Source organism: Moorella humiferrea (assembly GCF_039233145.1).
GTDB classification, from domain to species: domain Bacteria; phylum Bacillota; class DSM-521; order Neomoorellales; family Neomoorellaceae; genus Neomoorella; species Neomoorella humiferrea.
Genome location: NZ_CP136419.1, coordinates 586321 through 604135 on the forward strand (window position 1 = coordinate 586321; position 17815 = coordinate 604135).

General features: G+C 57.5%; 21 protein-coding genes. 20 read left to right on the forward strand and 1 reads right to left on the reverse strand.

From position 1 onward, the window contains the following. The first annotated feature begins 58 nt into the window (after positions 1-58). From hrcA to MHFGQ_RS03005, 14 genes are all read left to right on the forward strand, one after another. Positions 59-1093 (forward strand): heat-inducible transcriptional repressor HrcA, encoded by a 1035-nt coding sequence (gene hrcA, locus MHFGQ_RS02940; RefSeq protein ID WP_106004469.1) that lies wholly within the window; start codon positions 59-61, stop codon positions 1091-1093. Positions 1094-1171: 78 nt separating this feature from the next. Further along, a complete protein-coding gene (gene grpE, locus MHFGQ_RS02945) occupies positions 1172-1876 on the forward strand; it encodes a nucleotide exchange factor GrpE (protein ID WP_245907773.1) in 705 nt (234 codons plus the stop codon). After that, on the forward strand, positions 1854-3692 hold the full coding sequence (gene dnaK / locus MHFGQ_RS02950; protein WP_106004468.1) for a molecular chaperone DnaK: 1839 nt from the start codon (positions 1854-1856) through the stop codon (positions 3690-3692). The genes grpE and dnaK overlap by 23 nt, the downstream gene beginning before the upstream one ends. A gap of 15 nt (positions 3693-3707) precedes the next feature. Beyond that, on the forward strand, positions 3708-4856 hold the full coding sequence (gene dnaJ / locus MHFGQ_RS02955; RefSeq protein ID WP_106004467.1) for a molecular chaperone DnaJ: 1149 nt from the start codon (positions 3708-3710) through the stop codon (positions 4854-4856). A 16-nt stretch (positions 4857-4872) separates the two neighbouring features. Next, positions 4873-5616, forward strand: coding sequence for a 16S rRNA (uracil(1498)-N(3))-methyltransferase (locus tag MHFGQ_RS02960; RefSeq protein WP_106004466.1), 744 nt, complete (start codon positions 4873-4875; stop codon positions 5614-5616). A gap of 112 nt (positions 5617-5728) precedes the next feature. Continuing rightward, positions 5729-7099, forward strand: coding sequence for a tRNA (N(6)-L-threonylcarbamoyladenosine(37)-C(2))-methylthiotransferase MtaB (gene mtaB / locus MHFGQ_RS02965; protein WP_106004623.1), 1371 nt, complete (start codon positions 5729-5731; stop codon positions 7097-7099). 22 nt (positions 7100-7121) lie between these two features. After that, a complete protein-coding gene (locus MHFGQ_RS02970; RefSeq protein WP_106004465.1) occupies positions 7122-7466 on the forward strand; it encodes a histidine triad nucleotide-binding protein in 345 nt (114 codons plus the stop codon). 87 nt (positions 7467-7553) lie between these two features. Next, complete coding sequence (gene rpsU / locus MHFGQ_RS02975; RefSeq protein ID WP_106004464.1) at positions 7554-7730, forward strand: 30S ribosomal protein S21; 177 nt, start codon at positions 7554-7556, stop codon at positions 7728-7730. 143 nt (positions 7731-7873) lie between these two features. After that, positions 7874-8176, forward strand: a complete 303-nt coding sequence (yqfC, locus tag MHFGQ_RS02980) for a sporulation protein YqfC (protein WP_106004463.1) — start codon at positions 7874-7876, stop codon at positions 8174-8176. Positions 8177-8197: 21 nt separating this feature from the next. Further along, the gene (gene yqfD / locus MHFGQ_RS02985) at positions 8198-9448 is read left to right on the forward strand and encodes a sporulation protein YqfD (RefSeq protein WP_170066140.1); all 1251 of its coding nucleotides are present in this window, start codon (positions 8198-8200) and stop codon (positions 9446-9448) included. A 70-nt stretch (positions 9449-9518) separates the two neighbouring features. After that, positions 9519-10523, forward strand: coding sequence for a PhoH family protein (locus MHFGQ_RS02990; protein WP_106004462.1), 1005 nt, complete (start codon positions 9519-9521; stop codon positions 10521-10523). Beyond that, positions 10505-12670 (forward strand): HD family phosphohydrolase, encoded by a 2166-nt coding sequence (locus MHFGQ_RS02995; RefSeq protein WP_106004461.1) that lies wholly within the window; start codon positions 10505-10507, stop codon positions 12668-12670. The genes MHFGQ_RS02990 and MHFGQ_RS02995 overlap by 19 nt, the downstream gene beginning before the upstream one ends. After that, positions 12639-13109: an rRNA maturation RNase YbeY gene (gene ybeY, locus MHFGQ_RS03000; RefSeq protein ID WP_106004460.1), complete on the forward strand. Its 471-nt coding sequence runs from the start codon at positions 12639-12641 to the stop codon at positions 13107-13109. The genes MHFGQ_RS02995 and ybeY overlap by 32 nt, the downstream gene beginning before the upstream one ends. Continuing rightward, complete coding sequence (locus MHFGQ_RS03005) at positions 13109-13453, forward strand: diacylglycerol kinase family protein (RefSeq protein ID WP_106004459.1); 345 nt, start codon at positions 13109-13111, stop codon at positions 13451-13453. The genes ybeY and MHFGQ_RS03005 overlap by 1 nt, the downstream gene beginning before the upstream one ends. On the opposite strand, the gene MHFGQ_RS03010 is transcribed toward MHFGQ_RS03005, so the two are convergent. Further along, positions 13450-13935 carry an NUDIX hydrolase gene (locus MHFGQ_RS03010; RefSeq protein WP_106004458.1) on the reverse strand — a complete coding sequence of 162 codons (486 nt, stop codon included), beginning with the start codon at positions 13933-13935 and terminating at the stop codon, positions 13450-13452. The genes MHFGQ_RS03005 and MHFGQ_RS03010 overlap by 4 nt on opposite strands. 110 nt (positions 13936-14045) lie before the next feature. On the opposite strand from MHFGQ_RS03010, the gene MHFGQ_RS03015 reads away from it, so the two are divergent. The 6 genes from MHFGQ_RS03015 (at position 14046) to glyQ (ending at position 17813) form a co-directional block, all read left to right on the forward strand. Further along, positions 14046-14435 (forward strand): cytidine deaminase, encoded by a 390-nt coding sequence (locus tag MHFGQ_RS03015; RefSeq protein WP_106004457.1) that lies wholly within the window; start codon positions 14046-14048, stop codon positions 14433-14435. A gap of 12 nt (positions 14436-14447) precedes the next feature. Beyond that, positions 14448-15350: a GTPase Era gene (gene era / locus MHFGQ_RS03020; protein ID WP_106004456.1), complete on the forward strand. Its 903-nt coding sequence runs from the start codon at positions 14448-14450 to the stop codon at positions 15348-15350. A gap of 78 nt (positions 15351-15428) precedes the next feature. Beyond that, positions 15429-15566 (forward strand): YqzL family protein, encoded by a 138-nt coding sequence (locus tag MHFGQ_RS03025; RefSeq protein WP_170066139.1) that lies wholly within the window; start codon positions 15429-15431, stop codon positions 15564-15566. A gap of 3 nt (positions 15567-15569) precedes the next feature. Further along, entirely contained in the window at positions 15570-16373 is an 804-nt protein-coding gene (gene recO, locus MHFGQ_RS03030; protein ID WP_106004454.1) for a DNA repair protein RecO, read from the forward strand. Beyond that, entirely contained in the window at positions 16324-16758 is a 435-nt protein-coding gene (locus MHFGQ_RS03035; RefSeq protein ID WP_106004453.1) for a DUF4342 domain-containing protein, read from the forward strand. The genes recO and MHFGQ_RS03035 overlap by 50 nt, the downstream gene beginning before the upstream one ends. Positions 16759-16883: 125 nt before the next feature. Next, a complete protein-coding gene (glyQ, locus tag MHFGQ_RS03040; protein ID WP_106004452.1) occupies positions 16884-17813 on the forward strand; it encodes a glycine--tRNA ligase subunit alpha in 930 nt (309 codons plus the stop codon). The last annotated feature ends 2 nt before the right edge of the window (positions 17814-17815 follow it).

A 17815-nucleotide genomic window follows, 5' to 3' on the forward strand; every position in this document is an offset into this window, starting at 1 on the left:
TGTTTTAATTAAGCTCTTAGCACTCTTTGCTTAAGAGTGCTAACAAGAGGGTGATACCATGCGGCTGGATGAGCGCAAAAAGAAGGTACTAGCCGCCGTGGTGCAGGATTACATCCTCACCGGGGAACCGGTAGGTTCCCGCACCATTGCCAGGCGGTACGACCTGGGTGTAAGTCCGGCCACCATACGCAATGAGATGGCCGATCTGGAAGAAATGGGATTGCTGGAACAGCCCCATACCTCGGCCGGCCGTATTCCTTCGGATTTCGGTTATCGCTACTACGTCGACTGCCTCATGGCCCCGGAAAGGCTCACACCGGCGGAAGAAGAATATGTACGGCGGCGCTACAACCAAAAAATGCTGGAGATAGAGCAGGTCCTCGAGGAAACCGCCCGTTTGCTTTCCGAGATGACCGCCTATACCGCGGTGGCTCTGGGGCCGTGTCAAACGAACGCCATCCTCGAGCAGGTGCAGATCCTGCCGGTCCACTCTTCCAATAAGGCCCTACTGGTGGCCGTAACCAGTACTGGGGTGGTCGAGCACAGGATTTTTGTCGTTCCGGAGACTGTAACGCCTGAGGATCTAAGCCGCATTTCCCGGGTTTTAAACGCCAGCCTCCAGGGTCTGGCCCTGGAAGAACTGCGCCAGGCCGTGTTGAGGGACATTTACCGGGAAGTGGCCGAACACCGGGGATTAATCAAGCAAATAATCGATCTGCTCCAGCAGATCCTTTCCTTAGAAGGCGGCGAGAAGGTTTACCTGGAAGGGATTTTTAACATCCTCAGCCAACCGGAATTTAAAAACCTGGAAAAGGTAAAGGACATTCTGGCCTTCCTTGAACGGGAAGAAGCCCTGCGGCGTATATTTAACGCCGTTCCTACCCAGGGATTGACCATAAGGATAGGCCAGGAAAACAAAGAAGAAGGTATTGATAAGTGCAGTGTCGTAACAATTAGTTATTCCGTGGAAGGGAAAATCATGGGCAAAGTTGGTCTGCTGGGGCCGACCCGGATGCACTACTCCCGGGTTATCTCCGTCCTCCAGTGCGTGGCCGACAGCCTGTCCCGAACCCTGGAGCAGTTTTACCGGTAAATTTTACGGGCCACCTGAACCAGGCCGGTGCCTTAAGGTGCTGGCCTTTTTTACGGAAGGGAGTGACCGTTGCCAAGGATGGAAATAAAGGAAGAAAACGGCAAAGCGATGGAAGAAACCGTATTCGAAGAACAAGCAAAAGGGGATGGCCATGGCACAGAAGAGCAGGTGCCAGGTTCCCTGGACGACACCGCAGGGGGACAGGAGACGACGGCAGATGCCGGCGAGGAAGACCCCGTCCGGGAAGAATTGAACCGCCTGCAGGAAGAGCTCGAGGCCAAAGAAACGATGGTGACCGAGCTCCAGCAGCGTTTACTGCGCCTGCAGGCCGATTTCGACAACTACCGCAAGCGTTCCCGCCGCGAGGTGGAGGATTTGACGCGCCGGGCCAATGCCAGGCTTATAGAGGCCCTTTTGCCCGTTCTAGACAACCTGGAGCGGGCCCTGGCCGCTTCCGGGGCGGAGAAAGGAGCCCTGGCGACGGGTGTAGAGATGACCCTGCGGCAGCTGCAGGAAATATTAACCCGCGAAGGGTTGACGCCCGTGGCCGCCCTGGGACAGCCCTTCAATCCCGAGGTCCATGAGGCGGTGGCGCGGGAAGAAACCGATGTAGCGGACAAAATAAACCTGGTAGTGGAAGAGTTCCGCCGCGGCTATACACTGCACGGCAGGCTTTTACGGCCGGCGATGGTTAAAGTCGCCGTGGCGGCTGCAGAAACGGCACCCACGGTAGAAACTGGAGAACAGGAGGTAGAAGGCAATGGGCAAAGTAATAGGAATTGATCTGGGTACCACCAACTCCTGCGTGGCCGTCATGGAGGGCGGTGAGGCGGTAGTAATCCCCAATGCGGAAGGCGGCCGCACCACTCCTTCCGTAGTGGCCTTTACCAAGGACGGCGAGCGCATTGTCGGCCAGGTCGCCAAGCGCCAGGCCATTACCAATCCCGACCGCACCGTTATGTCCATTAAACGCCACATGGGCACCAACTATAAAGTGAAAATTGACGATAAAGAATACACACCCCAGGAAATATCGGCCATGATCCTGCAGAAGCTCAAGGCCGACGCCGAGGCCTACCTGGGCGAGAAGGTGACCCAGGCGGTCATCACCGTCCCGGCCTACTTTACCGACAGCCAGCGCCAGGCCACCAAAGACGCCGGCCGCATTGCCGGGCTGGAAGTTTTGCGGATAATCAACGAGCCGACGGCCGCATCCCTGGCCTACGGCCTGGACAAAGAAGAAGACCAGACTATTCTTGTATACGACCTGGGCGGGGGTACATTTGACGTTTCCATCCTGGAGCTGGGGGACGGCGTTTTTGAGGTCAAGGCCACCAGCGGCAACAACCGCTTGGGCGGCGACGACTTTGACCAGAGGATTATGGACTACCTGGTAGACATCTGCCGCCGCGAGCACGGGGTGGATTTGCGCCAGGACAAAATGGCCATGCAGCGCCTGAAGGAAGCGGCGGAGAAGGCCAAAATCGAGCTTTCCAGCATGACCAGCACCAATATCAACCTGCCCTTCATTTCGGCGACCCCCAACGGCCCCATCCATCTGGATGTAACCCTCACCCGGGCCAAGTTTGAGGAACTGATTGCCGACCTGGTCGAAAAGACCGTGGGGCCCACCATGCAGGCCCTGGCCGACGCCGGGCTGGAGCCCAAGGATATCGACAAAGTCCTGCTGGTAGGAGGTTCCACCAGGGTGCCCCTGGTCCAGGAGACGGTGCGCAAGATCCTCGGTAAAGAACCCCATAAGGGCATTAACCCCGACGAGTGCGTCGCCCTGGGAGCGGCCATCCAGGCCGGGGTCCTCGCCGGCGAGGTCAAGGACGTCCTGCTCCTGGATGTGACGCCCCTATCCCTGGGCATTGAAACCCTGGGCGGCGTGTTTACAAAGATTATCGAACGCAATACCACCATCCCCACGTCCAAGAGTCAGATCTTCTCCACCGCCGCCGACAACCAGACCACGGTGGAAATCCACGTCCTCCAGGGCGAGCGGGCCATGGCCGCCGACAACAAAACCCTGGGTCGCTTCCAGTTGACTGGTATCCCGCCGGCGCCTCGGGGCGTGCCCCAGATTGAAGTCAAGTTTGACATCGACGCCAACGGCATCGTCCACGTCTCGGCCAAGGACCTGGCCACCGGTAAACAGCAGGCCATTACCATTACCTCTTCCAGCGGTTTAACCGAGGAAGAAATCCAGCGCATGATTAAGGACGCCGAGGCCTACGCCGAGGCCGACCGCAAGCGCAAAGAAGAAATCGAAACCAGAAACCAGGCGGACTCCCTCATTTACCAAACCGAGCGCACCTTGAAGGAGTTTAAGGATAAAGCCGACAAGGCCGATGTGGACCGCATCGAGCAGGCCAAGAAAGAGCTCCAGGAAGTGATGGATAGCAAGAACGTCGCCAAGATCAAAGAGAAAATGGAAGCCCTGTCCCAGGCCCTTTATACCCTGACCACAAAGGTGTACCAGCAGGCCGGGGCCCAGGCCGGTGCGTCCCAGGGCGGCGGTTCCACCGGCGGGACCAAGCAGGAAGGCAACGTTTACGATGCCGACTATAAAATAGTCGACGACGATAAGAAATAAAAGTCGGTGACGGTTATGGCCAAGCGCGATTATTACGAGGTCCTGGGGGTTTCCCGGGACGCCTCCGAGGCGGAAATAAAAAAGGCCTACCGCCAGCTGGCCCGCAAATATCACCCCGATATGAACCCGGGGGATAAAGAGGCCGAAGAAAAGTTCAAAGAGGTCCAGGAAGCCTATGAAGTCTTGAGCGACCCGGAGAAAAGGGCCCGTTACGACCAGTTCGGCCATGCCGGTACGGAAGCGGGCGGAGGAGGCTTCGGCGGCTTTGACTTCGGCAACACCGGGGCCGACTTCGGCCCCTTCGGGGACCTTTTCGACATGTTCTTCGGCGGCGGGTTCGGCCGCACCGCCGCGCGTACCGGCCCCCAGCGGGGTCAGGACGTGCGCGTGGATATAGAGATATCCTTTGAAGAAGCAGCCTTTGGCGGGGAAAAGGAAATAGGCGTGCCGCGCCAGGAAAGATGTTCTACGTGCAACGGCAGCGGCGCGGCCCCGGGGACCAGCCCGCGGACCTGCCCGGCCTGCCACGGTACGGGCCAGATCCGCATTTCCCAGAGAACGCCCCTGGGCCATTTTCAGACGATACGCACCTGTCACCACTGCCACGGCGAGGGAACGGTCATCGAGACCCCCTGTCCCACCTGTCGCGGCCGCGGCATAGTCCAGCGCATCCGTAAAATAAAGATCAAGATCCCCGCCGGCGTGGACACGGGCGCTCGCCTGCGTATGGCCGGGGAAGGGGAGAGCGGCCTGCGGGGCGGACCCCCGGGGGATTTATATGTATATATCAACGTGCGGCCCCATCCCTTCTTCCGGCGGGAAGGTTTCGACGTCTACTGCGAGGTGCCGGTGACCATGGTCCAGGCCGCCCTGGGAGACAGGATCATGGTGCCCACCCTGGACGGCAAAGTGGAATTAAACATCCCGGCCGGCACCCAGAGCGGGGCCACCTTCAGGCTTAAAGGGAAAGGAATCCCCCGCTTAAACGGTGCCGGACGGGGCGATCAGCATGTGCGGATCCATGTTGAGACACCCACCAATTTGAATGAAAAGCAAAAAGAGCTGCTGCGGGAGTTTGCCCGCCTGTACGGGTGGGAGCCCAAGGGCGGTAAGGAACAAGAGAAGGGCTTTTTTAAAAAGGTGAGGGACGCCTTTATGGGCTGAAGGAGGGTGAGCCGTATTGGCCCACCATTTTTTTCTGTCAGGAAACTTTATTCCCGGAGAAACGGCCATCCTGGAAGGGGAAAACGCCCATCATGCCCTGCGCGTCCTGCGCCTGGGGGTAGGGGATACCGTTACCCTGGCCGACGGGCGGGGACGGGGGTTTCTGGGGGAAATCGTGGACGTTCAGAAGGACCGGGCTATCGTTATGATAAAAAATTCCCTGCAAAGTCCTGAACCCCGGGTTAAGATCACCCTGTATCAGGGTTTCCCCAAGGGCGACAAAATGGATTTTATCATCGAAAAATGTACAGAATTAGGGGTAACCCGGATAGTAGTCCTTACTACAGAACGTTCCATTCCCCGACCCGATACAAAGGCCTTAATGCGGCGGCGCGAACGCTGGCAGCAAAAGGCCCGGGCCGCCGCCGGCCAGAGCCGCAGACATTTGATACCGCCGGTAGACGGCCCTGTGGAGCTACAGACGGCCCTGGCCAACCTGAAGCCCGGTACCCTGCTTCTTATCCCATGGGAAGAAGAGAAATGCCGCACCCTGCGTTCCGCCCTGGCGGGCTTTCAAGGGACGGGGGAAATAGCCGTCCTCATCGGTCCAGAGGGGGGACTGAGCCAGACGGAGGTTTTACTTGCCCAAAGTTTCGGCGGCGTGCCGGTGACACTAGGCCCCCGTATTTTGAGGACAGAAACGGCCGGTCTGGTCTGCCTGACCGCCATTATGTACGCCCTGGGAGAGTTAGGGGGCTGACGCCCCCTATAGCGAGACATGAAAATTTATCAGGGCGTGTCCCGGAGCCGCGAACTAAAGGATACCATTTCTGATGAAAACCCTATTTGTTGAAGGATTCGAGGTGAAATTCATGCCATCTCCCCGGGTAGCCCTGGTCAGCCTGGGCTGCAAAGTCAACCAGAACGAACTGGAAGCAATGAAGCATCTCTTTCGCGAGGCCGGCTATGAAATCGTTCCTTTTTCGCAAAAGGCGGACGTCTATGTAGTCCACACGTGCACCGTTACCCACATCAGCGACCGCAAATCCAGGCAGTACATCCGCCGCGCCCGCCGGGCCAATCCGGACGCGGTGGTAGCCGTAACCGGCTGTTATGCCCAGGTGGCTCCCGGAGAGGTGATGAGTATACCCGGCGTTGATGTAATAATCGGCACCAGGGATCGGCGCCAATTGGTAGAGTTGGTGGAAAAGGCCCGCCGGGAAGGCATTACCGTTAACGCCGTTCGCCCCCATGAGGCGGGCGAAGCCTTTGAAGAGCTTCCCCTGGTGGAGGTAAGCAGGGCCCGGGCATTCCTGAAGATTCAGGAGGGCTGCGAGGAGTTCTGCACCTACTGTATCGTTCCCTATGCCCGTGGGCCCTTCCGCAGCCGGGCGCCGGAGGCGGTCCTGAAGGAAGTACAGCGCCTGGTAGCTGCCGGCTATCTGGAAATAGTCCTTACCGGCGTCCACACCGGTGCCTACGGCCGTGACCTTCCGGGGGGACCGGATCTGGCTGGCCTGCTGCGGCAGATAGTCCAGATACCGGGCCTCAAACGCCTGCGGATCAGTTCCATCGACCCCCTGGATTTTACTCCGGACTTAAAGGAGGTCCTGACGGGAGAAGAGATCATTTGTCCCCACTATCATATCCCCCTGCAGAGCGGCGACGACGAAATCCTCAGGCGAATGGGACGGCGGTACGACGCCCGCTATTATCTCGATTTAATCGCCTCCCTGCGTGCCCGGCGTCCCCGGGCCGCCTTTACCAGCGACGTCATGGTAGGCTTTCCGGGCGAAACGGAAGAACAGTTTCAAAATACCATGAGGGTGGTGAAGGAGGCAGGACTGGCAGCCATCCACGTGTTTCCCTACTCACCGCGCCGGGGGACGCCGGCCGCGGCCATGCCCGACCAGGTAGATCCGGCGGTAAAAAAGGAGAGGGAACGGCGGCTCCTGCAGTTGGGACGCAAACTCTCCCGCCAGTACGCCCGGGAATTTTTGCAGGAAACCATGGAAGTTCTGGTGGAAAGGGCCCTGGCCGGGCGTCCGGGAGTTTTTGAAGGCCACACCGGTAACTATTTACAGGTCGCTTTTCCGGCGGCGGCAGACCCGACGGGGAGCCTGGTCGCAGTGAGGCTGGAGGAACTGCGGGGAAGTTTAATTTGGGGGAAATTAGTGCAAGATGTTAACGCGGGGCGGCAGGAAAATGGCCCTGGGAGGAGAATAGATTCCATAGGTGGATAGATAAAGGAAAGGAGCGGGAATTGTGGCCGCAGACTGCATATTTTGCAAGATAGCCGCGGGCGAACTTCCGTCAGAGATAGTATATTCAGACGATCAAGTTGTAGCCTTCAAAGACATCAGGCCGGTGGCACCCGTACATATCCTGATTATACCCAGAAAACATATTCCCGACCTCACGGCCATAACGGAGGAAGACCGGGAACTCCTCGGTCACATACACCTGGTGGCGGTGGAGATTGCCCGGCAGATGGGGTTGAGTGAGCGCGGGTTTCGCATAGTAAATAACTGCAAGGAAGAAGGCGGCCAAGTCGTTTACCACCTGCACTTCCATTTGTTAGGCGGCAGGCAGCTGCGCATCCTCGGTTGACTTCACGTGAAATGCGATATATAATTAAATTTATGTTGAGCTCTGGAAGGGCAGCGTCCACCGGGTGGCGGGGGGAGGGAAGCAGGGTTGAGCGAGGTTAGAATCGGCAAGAACGAATCCATCGATGCCGCTCTGAAGCGGTTCAAGCGTATCTGCCAGAAGGCGGGTATCCTCTCCGAGGCGCGGCGCCGGGAACATTATGAAAAACCCAGTGTCAGGCGCAAGAAAAAATCCGAGGCGGCTCGCAAGCGTCGCTGGCATTGATGTCACGGCAGTTCACTTCCCTCAATATTTAATTTTCCCGGTGGCCAGCTTTAAAGCCAATAGGGCCCGGTCCTACAGGACCGGGCTTTTTTGCGGTCTTTTTTTCCGGTACCCTGCATAAAGTAGTGGCAGGAGGGAACAGGATGAAAAGACGTTCCCGGCACAGTCTCGTGGACAGGGCCAGACGCCTGGAGAGGGCCGTTACCGAATACCTGGAATTGCCGGCGGATGCCGTCCTGGACCTGTCCCGTCTGACTTTGTTAGGCAATGGCAGGCTTATAGTAGAAAACCACCGGGGTATAAGCACCTACCGGGATGATCTGGTGCGCCTGCACCTTACCACCGGCGAATTGGCGATCAAGGGGACGGGCCTGCTCCTCAAAGAAATTCGACCGGACGCCATTGCCCTGGAAGGCACCATCCATTCTTTGGAATTTCTGAAATGAGGGGATGGGAGGAAGGGACCGGTGCCCTGGCGCAGCATAATGAACAACCTGGAAGGCTATCTGCTCCTGGAAGTTCGTGGTGGCGATCCAGAAAAATTCCTCAATGAGGCCCTGGCCGCAAATATTACCCTTTGGGATATAGTCTTCAATAAAGACGGCGGCATTCAGGCCAAAATGAGGGTGGACGAAATACACGCCCTGCGTTCTCTGGCCCATAGGAGCGGCTGCCGGGTACGCATTGTGGACAAGCGGGGCTGGCCTTTTTACGGCCGCCGCCTGCGGCGGCGCCAGGTACTTGTTGCAGGCAGCCTCTTCTTTTTGCTGGCCGTCTATTTTTTATCTACCTTTGTCTGGGTGATCCATGTTCGCCCGGAAGGCGAACCCCTTAAGGTCCTTACCCCGGAACAGGTTTTGGCCGCCGCCCGGGCTGAAGGTTTGCAACCGGGGATCAGAAAAAGCGCCATCGACGTCCGCGTCCTCGAAGAAGGGATAGAAAGGCGCCTGCCCCAGGCCGCCTGGATAGGTATACGCTTTAGGGGAACCCTGGCCGAAATCGCCGTAGTAGAAAAAGCGGCGGCTCCTCCGGAGGAGCGGGAGACTGGTCCGGCAAGTATCGTGGCCGCCAAGGACGGGGTGATCAAGGATATCCTCGTCATCGACGGCGAAGGTAGGGTCAAGGTCGGCGACACCGTGCGGCGGGGGGAGATTTTAATATCCGGCTTAATTTTGCCGTCCGGCCCGGAACAGCCGCAGGGTGGGGCCCCTTCTTCCCAACCGCCCCAGGAGCCGCGCCTGGTCCGGGCACGGGGTGAGGTAAAGGCTCGCGTCTGGTATGAAGGAGAAAAAAGCGTTGAGCGCCGGCGAATTTTTACAGTACCTACGGGGCGCCACCAGGAGACGATTACGGTGCAGATTGTCGGGCGACGCTATATAATAAAAGGACCGGAAGGTCCTCCTTACGCCCACTACCACCGGGAAAATAAAGTTGTGGCCCTGCCGTCCTGGAGGAATTTTATCGTGCCCGTCGAACTCATTATTACGACATATAGCGAAGTTCAAATCAACTCGCGACAGCTTTCCTATGAAGAAGCGGTGCGGACTGCCGGTGAAGAGATCCTGGCGGAACTTAAAAGAAAGTTGCCGCCCGGTGCAGTCGTGACAGGGGAAAAGATAATTCCCATAAGCAAACCAGAAGAAGAAACGGTTCGCGTTCGCGCCTGGATAGAAACGGAAGAAGACATCGGCCAGGTCGTACCCCTGGGCGGCGGTTAAAGGTGTAGTGCACCTTTACGCCGCCTCATGTATATGCTAAAATTAAATGATTTAAAGCACAAAGGAGCTGATGGATAAAACCTTGGTCACCGATTACGAAACCCGGCTGGTAGTCGGCAGCAACGGTGAAGCAGTCAACCTTTTCGGACATCAGGACGAAAATCTTAAGTTTATTGAGAGCCGGACTTCGGCCCGCATCATAGCCAGGGGCAATGAGGTGACGGTGAGGGGGTCACGCCAGGAAGTCGAGGAACTGGAAAGATTATTCAGGCAGCTGATTAAGCTAGCCCGGGCCGGTACGACCATAAACACGGCCACCATCAATTACGCCTGGAACATGGTGCGCCTGGAGGATCGGGTCGGCGAGGGCCATACCGACCTTGCTCAGGCCCTGGGAGAGGTTCTTTACGTCACCCCGAGGGGCAAGCATATCCGGCCGAAGACTTTGGGACAGCTTCGCTACGTCCAGGCCATGCGCCGTTATGATATCGTCTTCGGCATCGGACCCGCCGGTACGGGGAAGACCTATCTGGCCGTAGTCATGGCCGTCAACGCCCTCCGGTCCCGGAGCGTAGAAAGGATAATCCTCGCCCGTCCGGCAGTGGAAGCCGGGGAGAAGCTCGGTTTCCTGCCCGGGGACCTGCAGGAAAAGGTCAACCCTTACCTCCGCCCCCTGTACGACGGCCTTTACGATATTTTGGGGATGGAAACGGCACAAAAATATATGGAAAAAAATATTATAGAAGTAGCGCCCTTGGCCTACATGCGAGGGCGTACCCTGGACGATGCCTTTATCATCCTGGATGAGGCCCAGAACACCACCTCCGAGCAGATGAAGATGTTTCTAACGAGAATCGGTTTTGGCTCTCGGGCGGTCATCACCGGTGACGTCACCCAGGTGGACCTGCCCCGGGACACTACTTCCGGCCTGGTGGAAGCCCAGCGGATTTTAAAGGGCATCGAGGGCATTGCCATTGAATATCTCACTGAGGCCGATGTGGTCCGCCATCCCCTCGTCCAGGAAATAATCAAAGCCTACGAGAGGAGTGACCGGATGTGCCGTGGCAGCGGTTGAAAGGGCTCCTTTATCCGCTGCTGGCCCGCCTTGGTCCTGAACTTTCAAAAACCAGGATTTTTTGGGGGATAATCCTGTTTATGGCGGCCGTGGCCGTCCTGGCCCTGGATTATATGCCCCAGAAGCTGGATTTAAAGGTGGGGCAGCCCAGCCCCCGGGATTTCAAGGCGCCCCAGGGTATTGTCTACGAAAGCGAAGTTTTAACCCAGAAGGCCAGGGAAGAAGCGGCGGCCCAGGTAGCCCCCGTTTATCGGGTAGACAATACGGTAGCCGCGGCTCTAACCGGTCGCCTCGACGAGATTTTCCGGGAGATTAAAACTGTAAGCGGCAGTGCCGGCGACGTCGGCGCGAAGGCGGCCCTGTTAAAGGAGAAGCTGAACCAGATAAACTTTAGCCCTGCTTCCCTCCAGGCCCTGGCAGGTGCCGACCCAACTACCGTTGACACTTTACGCGAAGTGACCAAAAACATCGTGAACAGGATAATGGGTGAGGCCGTACCCCAGGACGCCCTGGATGCCGCCCGCGATAAAATGCTGGCCGCCGTGGAAGAGGCGGCGATAGAAGATAAATTTAAGCCGGCAGTGGCGGCCATAATCAGGGGCCTGGAGTTAAAGCCCAACCTCATTTACGACGTTGCCGCTACCATGCAGAAAAAGGAGAAGGCGGCCGCTGAGGTGAGCCCCGTCCAAGTGACCATCCGCCAGAATGAAAAGATCGTCAGCGATGGGGAACTGGTAACCGCCGAGGACATCGAAGCCCTGCAGAAGCTGGGATTGCTCCGGTCGGGGGCTTCGTGGGGCGGGCTCATGGGTCTCGTCCTCTATCAGGCCATCCTGGTGACCCTGATGCTTCTTTATTTGCGCTTTTTTAAGCGTGAGGTATATAACAACAACCGCCTGCTGCTCCTCCTGGGACTTTTATGGTTGATATTCTTGATTTTTGCCCGCGGGGTGGCCGCCATCAGCCTGGGCGGGGGGACGGAAATCACCCGTCTGGTGGCTTACCTCATGCCGGTGGCCGCAGGTTCCATGCTGGTGGCCATCCTCCTGGATGCAGGTGTGGCCGTTGTCTTTACCGTCTTTCTGGCCCTGGAGGCTGGCATTATCAGCGGTATATACTACCAGTTCGTTGCCGTGGGCGTCATCAGCGGTCTGGTGGGCATTTACTGTGTCAGCCACTTGAGCCAGCGTTCCGACCTTGCCCGATCCAGCCTTTTTTTAATGCTGGCCGGGCTCATCGGTGTGGTGGCCCTGGAGTTGATGTTAAGGCACACCCTCTTTCAAATGGGCATTGCCGCGGTACTGGCCCTGGCTAACGGCCTTTTGTCAACGGTCTTGACCCTGGGCTTCCTGCCTTTTTTGGAGAACAGCTTCGGCATTACTACGGCGGTGAAGCTTCTGGAACTATCCAATCCCAACCATCCCCTATTGAAGCGTCTCCTTTTGGAAGCGCCGGGCACATACCACCATAGCATCCTGGTGGCCAATTTGGCCGAGGCGGCGGCCGATGCCGTAGGCGCCGACTCCCTGCTGGCGCGAGTGGGCGCCTATTATCATGATATAGGGAAACTCAAACGTCCGTACTTTTTTATTGAAAACCAGGTGACGGCTGAGAATCCCCATGACCGCCTGGCCCCCACTTTAAGCACCCTCATCATTTCCTGCCACGTCAAGGACGGGTTGGAAATGGCCAGGGAATATCGCCTGCCCCAGGTGATTCAGGATATTATAGCCCAGCACCATGGGGCTACTTTAATGAGCTATTTCTACCATAAAGCCCGGGAAAACAGCCGGGAAGACAGCGTGAACGAAAACGACTTTCGCTATGAAGGCCCCATTCCCCAGACCAGGGAAGCGGCCATAGTCATGCTGGCCGACAGTGTAGAGGCCGGCATCCGTTCTTTGCCCAGGCCCACCCCAGGACGCATGGAGGGGTTCGTACGCAAAATCATCAAAGAAAAACTGGAGGACGGCCAGCTGGAAGCCAGCGACTTGACCTTTAAGGATCTAAGCCTCATCGCGGAAGCCTTTATGCGCGTTCTAAACGGCATTTTCCACAACCGGGTGGAATATCCGGAAGCGGTTCTCAAAGAAATGGAAAGGAGAAAAAACCGCAATGGAGTGCTCCATAAACAATCTGCAGGATGATTACCCCCTGAAAGAGGAGGTAATATCCCTGCTGGAAAGGGTGCTGCAGGAGGCCGCCGCTGTCCTGGGAGTAGACGGGCAGGCGGAGGTTAGCCTCACCCTGGTGGACGACGCCGCCATCCAGGACTTAAACCGTACCTATCGGGGGATCGACGCCCCGACCGACGTCCTCTCCTTCGCCCTGGAAGAAAACGTTCCCGATGAGCCCGTCTCCTTCACCCCCGAGGTGGAAAGGCTTTTGGGAGACATTGTCATTTCCGTGCCCGCGGCCGTCCGCCAGGCGCGTGAATACGGCCACAGCCTTGAAAGGGAGCTGGCCTTTCTGGCGGTCCACGGGTTTCTCCACCTCCTGGGTTACGACCATGAAGGGGAAGAGGCGGCCGCCAGGATGGAAGCGCGCCAGGAAGAGATCCTTGCCCGGATGGGGTTGAAACGGTAATGCTGGATAAATTCCGGGCGGCCCTGGTCGGGGTGTTCTACTGCCTGCGCACCCAGGTCAATATGGTCATCCACTTGACGGCCGCAGCGGCGGTCGTAGCCGCCGGGGTGTACTTTCATGTCCGGCCCTGGGAATGGGCCGTTTTAACCCTCACCATTACCATGGTTATAGCGGCGGAGGCCTTTAATACGGCTTTAGAAGTGGCCGTCGACCTTTACACCTCAAAATACCATCCCCTGGCGCGGATCGCCAAGGACGTCGCCGCCGGGGCGGTGCTGATGACCGCCATCGGGGCGATAATCATTGCCTGCATAATTTTCGGCCCCCGCCTGGGGCTTTATTAAAGGGCTTCGCCCCGGATGGTGCTGTACAGAACGCCCACCGGCGGGAGGGAGGGAGAAGGGTCGAGGAGACCCAGGGCTTCCAGGACCTCCTTCAACCCCCGGCTTAAGGGATAGTTCTCCACCTCCCGCAGGGGTACCCAGCGGACCGCCGCGGCGTCGCTGGCGGCTTTAATGCTGCCTCCAAGGTATTCGGCCCAAAAATCGATAAGGACGTAATGAAATTTTATCCGGCCGTCGCCGTCGGTATAAATGCTGTCCAGGACGGCGATGGGATGACCGGCGGCCACTTTGATGCCGCACTCTTCCAGAACCTCCCGTTCCACGGCCTCCCGTACCGTTTCGCCTGCCTCTTGACTGCCGCCGGGCAGGCTCCAAAGGCCTTCGGCCGGCGGTGCCCCTCGCCGTACCAGAAGAATGCTGTCGTCCTTAATGACCACCGCCCCCACGCCGACGAGGGGGCGGGAAGGATAAGTCCGCTGCATGTCCTCACCCTTTCACCAGGTTTTCCGTTCTTCCCTAATTATAGTTCAATTTCCCGAAAAATTGACCGCCGACTGGCTCTAATGGTAAAATTAGATAAGGAGGACGCCTCATGTCTTTAAGACCCGAAGAATTAATCGCCGCCGCGTCCGCGGCTAGAAAAAGGGCGTATGCGCCCTATTCACTCTTTCCTGTAGGTGCGGCTTTACTAACGGCTACGGGCAAAGTGTATACGGGGTGCAATATAGAAAACGCCTCCTATGGTTTAACCGTATGCGCCGAACGGGTGGCCGTATTCCAGGCCGTGGCCGCCGGCGAACGGGAGTTTTTAGCCCTGGCGGTAGTTGGCGGTAAAGATGCGCCTTCCTTTCCCTGCGGCGCCTGCCGCCAAGTTTTGGCCGAGTTTGCTTCTGAGCTGGAAATCTTCATAGGACGGCCCGGCGGTCCCTGGATTCGCCGCACCCTCAAGGAGCTGCTGCCCGACACCTTTATCATGAAATGAGGTGCCGCTGTTTTGGTTGAATATTTTTCCGGATTTGCCGGCCTCATCGGCCGGCCCAACGCCGGCAAATCAACCCTGTTGAACCGCCTGGTAGGCCATAAAATCGCCATCATGTCCGAAAAGCCCCAGACGACGCGCAATAAAATTTTGGGGGTGCTGACGACGGACACCTACCAGATTGTCTTCCTCGACACGCCCGGCATCCACAAGCCCATCCATCAGCTGGGGGAATATATGGTGGCCGTGGCCCGCAGCACCCTGGGCGAAGTGGACGTAATCCTCTACGTAGTTGACGTTGCCGTTCCTCCGGGACCCGGCGAAGAATACATTATTGCCCAGTTAAAAGAAGTCGCTACCCCCGTTATCCTCGTTCTTAATAAAATCGACCTGGTGGACGACGCCGTCCTTAGAGAGCGGGAAGAATTCTTCCGCTCCCGCCTGGACTTTAAAGCCGTGCAGGCCGTCTCGGCCCTGGAGGGCACCAATGTAGCCGCCCTGCCGGAAATAATATTAAAGTTTTTACCGCCCGGGCCCCAGTATTATCCTCCGGACATGATCACCGATCAACCGGAAAAATTCATTATAGCCGAGCTCATCCGGGAACAGGTCCTTCACGCCACCCGGGAAGAAGTGCCCCATGCGGTGGCCGTTGTGGTGGAGGAAATAGCCGAGCGCCCCAACGGCTTTCTCTACGTCGATGCGGTGATTTATGTGGAAAGGGAATCCCAAAAGGGCATCATCATTGGAGAAGGAGGAGGCCGTCTCAAAGGCATCGGCACTGCGGCCCGCCGGGAGATGGAAGCCCTGCTGGGCAGCAAAATTTTTTTAAATTTAAGGGTGCGCGTAAAAAAGAATTGGCGTCGTGAGGAACTGGCGTTACGCCAGCTGGGTTATGATCGCCGCCTTATCCAGTAGTACCCTGGTATAAGGCGCGCCTTTTAGGCCAGTCTATTTATTACCCCACTACGGCGAAACCCGGAAAGGATGACGCCTATGCAGTCGAAGGATACGTGGTGGCGCCTTTTTACCCTGACGGGCAGCATTGAAGCCTATCTTTTGTACCGCCTGCTTGAACGGCAGCTGGCTGCCGATGAATGGCGGCAGGAAAGGCAACTTTCGGGAGAAGGATAAAGAATGGCGGGCTATTTCCGGGCCGAAGGCATAGTTTTGAAAAGCAGGGACTACGGCGAAACGGACCTGCTCTTGACCATCCTCACGCCCCATCATGGCAAGGTAGAGGCCATCGCCAAAGGGGTGCGTAAATCCAAAAGCAGCCTGCGCAGCGGAACCCAGCAGCTCTGCCGGTCCCGCTTTTTATTTTACGCCGGTAAAAGCCTGGCCACCGTCACCCAGTGTGAAGTACAGTCGATTTTCGCTCCCTTGCGTAGCGATTTACAGCTTCTGGCCTATGCCTTTTATCTGGTGGAGATCGCCGACGTCGTCGTCATGCCCGGCCAGATCAATAGGGCCATGTATTATCTTTTAAAAGAGGGGCTGGAGGCCCTGGGGGCGGCCCGCCCTTCCCTTGTGGCCCGCGCCTTTGAAGCCCGCACTTTAAAAATCATGGGTCTGGAGCCCCGCCTCGACCGCTGCGCTTCCTGCGACGGCATGTTAGAGCTAAAGGGGAAGGTGACCGTTGCGCCGGCAGCCGGTGGGGCTATTTGTTCCCGGTGCCGCGGGCAAAAGCCTCCGGAATACCAGGTAGTGCCGGGTAGTATAAAGATATGGCAACAGTTAAATCATATAAACTGGCGGCACCTTCAGCGCCTGCGTTTGAGCCCGTACTTTGATAAAGAGCTGGGGGAAATTATGCCCGCCTTTTTAGAATACTATTTAGACAGGAAACTCAAATCCCGTGCCTTGATCAATGAGATAGGGGGCGTTACAGATGACGGAACTGGAAAAAATCGATCAGCTGCGCGAGCGCTTAGGAATTAGCTACCGGGAGGCCAGGGATGCCCTGGAACGGGCGGGAGGTGACGTTTTAGAGGCCCTCATCCAGTACGAAGAAACTGCCAAAGAAGGGCTGCAAAAGGAGCTGGCCGGGTGGAGCGCAAAGCTCATGGAGCGTATTCGTGGCATCCTGCAGCGGGGCAATGTGGCGCGGATTAAAGTCAAAAAGGACGGCAAAACCGTGGCCGAAATACCGGCAACCGTCGGCGCTCTGGGAGTTTTAGGGATTCTTGCCAGCAGCGAGTTGGCCGTCCTGGCGGGTCTAAGCACGGTGGCCGCCCTTTTTAACCGCTACACCCTGGAAATCGAGCGGCCCGACGGGCAGGTGGAAGAACATACCCTGGCTGGCGACGACCAAGTTGACAACTAGAGGTTATTTTGCTAAATTAATGACATGTAAGGCTGGCCAGGGGCCGGCCAAAGTGTTCTGACGAAAAGTTAGCTCCCGTCCCTGGCAGGGCGGGGGCTTCTTTTGTAAGAGGGGAGAAATTTAATTTGAATTTCCAGGAATTAATCTTGACCCTGCAGCAGTACTGGGCGGCCCAGGGCTGCGTCATCCAGCAGCCCTACGACCTGGAAAAAGGAGCCGGCACCATGCACCCGGCGACTTTTTTGCGGGTGCTGGGGCCGGAGCCGTGGCGCGTGGCCTATGTCGAGCCTTCCCGGCGTCCCACCGACGGCCGCTATGGTGAAAACCCCAACCGCCTGCAGCATTATTACCAGTACCAGGTCATCTTAAAGCCTTCCCCCGACGACGTCCAGGATTTATACTTAAAGAGCCTGGAAGCCATCGGGATCGATCCTCGCGAGCACGACATCCGCTTCGTCGAGGATAATTGGGAATCTCCCACCCTCGGCGCTTGGGGACTGGGGTGGGAGGTCTGGCTGGACGGCATGGAGATTACCCAGTTTACCTACTTCCAGCAGTGCGGCGGTTTCGACTGCCGGCCGGTGAGCGCTGAGATCACCTACGGCCTGGAAAGGCTGGCCATGTACATACAGCAGGTGAACAGCGTTTTTGACATCGAGTGGGTAGACGGCATTACCTACGGCGACATCCACCACCAGACCGAGGTTGATTACTCCCATTACAACTTCAATGTCGCCGACATCGCCATGCTGACCACCCTTTTCAACGCCTATGAGGCCGAGGCCAAGCGGGTGGTGGAACAGGGCCTGGTACAACCGGCCTACGACTACGTCCTTAAGTGTTCCCACACCTTTAACCTCCTGGACGCCAGGGGAGCCATCAGCGTCACCGAACGGACGGCCTACATCGGCAGGATCCGGCACCTGGCGCGCCTGTGCGCCGCCGCCTATCTCGAGCAGCGGGAAAAACTGGGCTATCCCCTGCTAAACCATGCCATGGACGTTCCGGTCTTAGGCCGGGATCTGAAAGACGCGTACGACGTAAAGGAGGGATAGCC